At 58.3% G+C, this 4872-nt stretch carries 5 protein-coding genes; 4 read left to right on the top strand and 1 reads right to left on the bottom strand.

All coding sequences use genetic code 11. From position 1 onward, the window contains the following. The first annotated feature begins 180 nt into the window (after nt 1-180). A complete protein-coding gene (locus tag ACILRA_RS19795; protein WP_395663777.1) occupies nt 181-348 on the top strand; it encodes a hypothetical protein in 168 nt (55 codons plus the stop codon). Nucleotides 349-556: 208 nt separating this feature from the next. Here the strand turns inward: ACILRA_RS19795 and ACILRA_RS19800 are convergent, their stop codons facing one another. Then, nucleotides 557-1372: a hypothetical protein gene (locus tag ACILRA_RS19800; protein WP_395663778.1), complete on the bottom strand. Its 816-nt coding sequence runs from the start codon at nt 1370-1372 to the stop codon at nt 557-559. Between the two features lie 444 nt (nt 1373-1816). Between ACILRA_RS19800 and ACILRA_RS19805 the strand changes: the two genes are divergently transcribed. From ACILRA_RS19805 to ACILRA_RS19815, 3 genes are all read left to right on the top strand, one after another. After that, nucleotides 1817-2101 (top strand): helix-turn-helix domain-containing protein, encoded by a 285-nt coding sequence (locus ACILRA_RS19805; protein WP_395663779.1) that lies wholly within the window; start codon nt 1817-1819, stop codon nt 2099-2101. A 57-nt stretch (nt 2102-2158) separates the two neighbouring features. Further along, complete coding sequence (locus ACILRA_RS19810) at nt 2159-4258, top strand: FAD-dependent oxidoreductase (RefSeq protein ID WP_395663780.1); 2100 nt, start codon at nt 2159-2161, stop codon at nt 4256-4258. Nucleotides 4259-4271: 13 nt separating this feature from the next. Further along, nucleotides 4272-4872, top strand: a 601-nt coding sequence (locus tag ACILRA_RS19815; protein ID WP_395663781.1) for a sugar phosphate isomerase/epimerase family protein, incomplete at its 3' end; no start/stop codon positions are given.

The raw sequence follows: 4872 nt of genomic DNA on the forward strand, positions 1-4872 counted from the left end.
TAGATCTCCGAGCCCTCCCTGTTCACACAGAAAGGGCATAGATAGTGGGCGGCTTTTACTCCGCCCGCAGCGGGCCAATCCCGCCGCTACCGTGGTCTAATTTTCCACCGCCGTTCCCACATTTGAGTTTTTCAATCTTGCAGCATGTGGGAAGCCTGAGGTGTGAAGGAGGTGCGCACCATGCCTGCAGCCGTTCGTCTTCGCGCCGACTGCTTCGCCTCTGACCTTCGCCAGATCACAAAGGCATCGAAGGATAGCGATCAGAGTTGCCGGTTTCTGTCGCTGGTGGCGATTGTCGAGGGCCGGAGCCGGGAAGAAGCGGCGCGTACTGCCGACATGGACCGGTAGACCTTGCGCGATTGGGGGTACAGGTTCTACGAATGCGGCCCCGCTGGCCTTCTTAACCAGCATGGGGGCGGCACTGAGCCCAGTCTGCCGGAAAGCCAATTGCCAGAGTTTGCCGGGATCGTGGAGTCCGGGCGGGGCGCAAGCCGGTCAATGCAAATGACTCTTGGCATAGGCCTGCGGGCCCGTCATCGCTTTCAAACTGCGCGGGCTAAAGCGGATGGCCCAACGCATGGTTCAACACTTTGACCTCCTCAAGGAACTCAACGTAAACAGCGGTCGAGATCCCAACATCATCATTCACGGGATAAGCCAAGTGAATGATGACAAGAAGATGAAGCAGTATGAAAGCAGAGAAGCTGCTTGATAGGACTGCTTGTATGATGACAGTCTGTGTTCCAAAGAACAAGGGAACAAAGATCGAGAGTGCTGTGCCGAACAGCAGGATAGACCATATCATGACCGTCAAAGTCCGAGACTTTGATGAAGCCCGCATCGAGTGAGCCGCTACGGCATCGTTCAGCCAGAGTAAATGTGTATCCATTAATGGGCTCTCATCTGGCTTCGCCATGAAGATGTCGAACATCTTCTTGAGAGTAATGTCCGAATTGAAGTTCGGCACATCCTGCCCGCGTACAGTCCAGTCCTCATCGATCACGATAGTGGCATAATCAACGATAGCTGAACGTCTTTGCAAGCTCAAAGCACTGTCACCTTCCGCTCCCTCCGCTGGAAGGCTGTAATAAAGCGACCGAAGCGCTCCGACCTCGCGGGTGGAGGCATCGCGTGCATCCAAGTAAACCCCATAGGCACCGACCATCGCCAACCCAAGCGAAACAGCAAAAATTCCGCCAAAATAGCTGAACTTCGTGTTGACGATATCATTGTTGGCGGCGAGTTCCTGGTAGGTATAAATCTCATTCGGAATGACGGTTCCGGCCAGACTTACAACGAGCGCGAGAACCATCACGCCAGCTATCGAAACCCAAATGGGCAACTCGGCGATATAAATAAAGACGCTCTCCATGCCTGCCACGACCTTGACTACGAAGCTTCCGCGATTGGAAATCGTCTTGCAGTGAATTGCTTGATAGTGGCGTGAATGTCCAGTTCGGAGTTTGCCCAGACAATTTGTATCGCAAAGTAGCTGAGGGCGTCCTGTTCAGCTGGGCAGGTACCGTGAGCCCTGACTTAATGACGCACCCACGTACTGGCATGAAAACTCACCATCATCACCGAATCGGGCATCAGCTTTGACTTCTCGTAGAAGCCCATCTGGCCTTCATCGCCCGCGAGATCGCCGCCCGGCCTTTTCGACGTCCGAGGCCCAGTGGACAGATCGCCATGAAAGCTGCATCGCCCCGTGCGAAAGAGTTGTTTGCACCAATACCAACGGCTTTTCCATCTGACTCATTTGAGTTTTCAATCTTGCAGCATGCGTGCGTGCTGAGTTGCGAAGGAGATTCGCGTCATGCCTGCACCTGTTCGGCTTCGCACTGATTACTCCGCTGCTGACCTTCGGCAGATTGCAAAGGCATCGAAGGATAGCAATCAGAGCCGCCGGTTGCTGTTGCTGGCGGCAATTGTCGAGGGCCGGAGCCGGGAGGAAGCGGCGCGTATTGGCGGCAGGGACCGGCAGACCCTGAGCGATTGGGGATGCCGGTTCAACAAATTCGGCCCCGATGGCCGTGATGCAATTGACTTTTGGCATTACCCAAAGGAAGTCCTTCTTGACCTGGACGATGGTCTGGCGTAATCGATTACGTGATTGATTGCTTCATATTGTGATCTCATGCGCGAACCGAATTCCAAAATGTTTCTGCCGGCCTACGGGACGGGCGGAATCGCACCCGGCCACAATCAGTTCCCGCTTATCTTGTCACCCTTCGCCATAGGCCATGTGGAGCTGCGCAACCGCTTCGTCTTCCAGCCGCACTTCACTGCGCTCGGCGAACTCGACGGCACTCCATCCAAGGCCCATGCTGCTTACCATGAGGAGCGCGCCCGTGGCGGCGTCGGGCTGATCATCTTCGAAAGCCAGGCCATCCACCCAACGGGAAAGATGTCGAGGCGCTTCGTTGACGCCTGGGACCCGAAAATTATCCCTGCCCATCGGCACATCACAGAGAGCGTGCATCGCCACGGCGCCAAGATCTTCGGCCAACTCACACATGGCGGGCACACCTCGCTTGAACATCCGCCCCACATTCTCTGGGCGCCGACGCAGATGCCGGAGCCATCGAGCCACTTCAGCACCAAGGCCATCGATGAAGATGACATCAAGGCTGTGATCGAAGGTTTTGCGGCGAGTGCCCGCAACCTTGTGGAAGCTGGCTTCGACGGCATCGAGGTCAAGGTTGCCCACGACGGGTTGCTGCGTTCCTTTGCCTCGCCCTACTTCAATCGCCGCACCGACGGTTATGGCGGCAGCTTTGAGAATCGCCTGCGCCTGTCGATAGAGGTCTTCGAAGCTATCCGGAAAGCGGTCGGACCTGCAGTGCCGCTCGGGGTGCGTCTCTGCGTCAACGAGTTCACCGTATTTGGCTATGATACCGAATACGGACTGCAGATCGCCGAATATTTCCAATCGAGCGGGCTGCTCGACTATTTCAACTCGGACGCTGGTTCGTTCTCGAGTTACTGGATGGAGATACCGCCCGCCGCCGTCGCTCAGGATGACTTCCGCAAGATCAACAGCGAATTGAAGTCGATGAGCCGCCTGCCGGTCATCGCATTCGGCCGCATGAACTCACCGCAACTGGGTGAGGAAGCCCTGCGGAACGGCGAGGCCGATCTCATCGGAATGGCAAGGCAACTCATCGCGGACCCGTGGACTCCGGAAAAAACCCTGCGTGGCCGCGCTGATCTCGTGCGCCGCTGCATTTCCTGCAATGACGCTTGTATACACCAAGTGGGCCAGGAAAAGGGCGTCCGCTGCATCCAGAACCCCGGTGCCGGCCGCGAAGGCCAGGTGAATGAGCGGTTGCTGGCACCGATCACCAGGCAACAGTCCATCGTCGTGATCGGCGGTGGTCCGGCCGGGCTCAAGGTCGCTGAAACGGCAGCCCGCCGCGGCCACAACGTTACGCTTCTCGAGCGTAATTCGGTCCTGGGTGGCCAGGTGCGCTATGCCGAAAAGCAGCCAGAGCACGCAAACATTGGCGAAGTTACGAGCTATCTCGAAATCATCGCCCAGGAATGCGGCGTCGACATCAGGCGCAGCAAAGCCGGAACGCCGGACAGCATCCATGAGCTGAGGCCCGACGTGGTGATCGTGGCGACGGGTTCCGAACCCAACCTGCCGCGCACTTCAAGTTCCGATGTCGAAGTCTCGCGCGCGCTCGGGCGCCAGATCCTGCCTGACATCGATGGCCTCAACCAGGATTTCGTCGTGTCCTGCGACGACGTGTTGTCGGGCAAGGTACAATTGTCCGGCAAGGTCGTCGTCGTCGACAACAATGGCCATTGGGAAGCAGCGGGCACGGCCGAATTCCTTGCCGATGCCGGCTGCGAGGTCATCGTGCTGGCGGCCCACTCAGCTGGCAACGAACTCGAGTCGGGCACATGCAAGCTGTTCTACCGGCGCGCCGCTATCAAGAACATCAAGCTCCGCTCCGGCTTGACGTTGACCGGCATCGGCAACCATACCGTCACCGTAACACCCGTCATCAGCGGCAATGATGCTATCGGCTGGGCCAAATACGTGCTGATGCCCGGCGACGAGGAAGTAATCGCAGGCGTTGACTGGGTCGTGCCGGTGATCGGCCGCCGCTCGCGCGAGGACCTCTTCCTGGCGCTGAAGAAGGATCCACGCTTCACGTCCGTGCGGGTTGAGCGCGTCGGTGACTGTGTCGCACCGCGGCTCATCGAGAGCAATATCGCCGAAGCCTTTCTGTTGGCACAAACCCTGTGACTGGAGAACGCCGATGAAACTTGCCTTCAATACCTGGGTCTATTCGAGCTTCCCCGTCTGGGTTCCCGCCTACCCGCTCGAGGAGGTCGTGCCGCGGCTGGCCGCCATCGGCTATGACGGTATCGAACTCGGCGCCGCCAGCCCCCACGCCTACCCCGACTACACCGGACCCCAGCGCCGACGCGAAATCCGCCGCCTGTTCGAACAGAATAACATCGCACTCGTCTCCATGTTGCCAGCGCCAGGCGGCGGCCCTGGCTTCAACGTTGCCTCACCCATCCCGGAGGAAAGGGCAGCCGCGATCGACCAGTACAAGAAGGTCGTAATCCTCTGCGCCGAACTGGGCGGCAAGATCCTGCTGTATGTGGCAGGCTGGCAGGTGTTCGGCACCACCCGCGCCGAAGCCTGGAACTGGAGCCTCTCAGCACTGCGGGACATCGCCAGGACCGCCGAAGCGCTTGGCATCACCATATGCATCGAGCCCACCTCTGCGGACAGCAATCTGATCGACAGCGCAGACGATGCACTCAATCTGATGACTGAAGCGGGAGCTCCGAACGTCAGGCTGATGTTCGATACCTACCACACCATCTACCGCAACGAAGTCGCCACTG

Origin of the sequence: Aestuariivirga sp., from assembly GCF_044239095.1 — a bacterium.
Taxonomy (GTDB): domain Bacteria; phylum Pseudomonadota; class Alphaproteobacteria; order Rhizobiales; family Aestuariivirgaceae; genus Aestuariivirga.

What these genes read in the sequence shown, in the direction of transcription:
- ACILRA_RS19795 (WP_395663777.1), top strand. Translation starts at nt 181, where the DNA reads ATGCCTGCAGCCGTTCGTCTTCGCGCCGACTGCTTCGCCTCTGACCTT.
- ACILRA_RS19800 (WP_395663778.1), bottom strand. Translation starts at nt 1,372, where the DNA reads ATGGAGAGCGTCTTTATTTATATCGCCGAGTTGCCCATTTGGGTTTCG.
- ACILRA_RS19810 (WP_395663780.1), top strand. Translation starts at nt 2,159, where the DNA reads ATGTTTCTGCCGGCCTACGGGACGGGCGGAATCGCACCCGGCCACAAT.
- ACILRA_RS19805 (WP_395663779.1), top strand. Translation starts at nt 1,817, where the DNA reads ATGCCTGCACCTGTTCGGCTTCGCACTGATTACTCCGCTGCTGACCTT.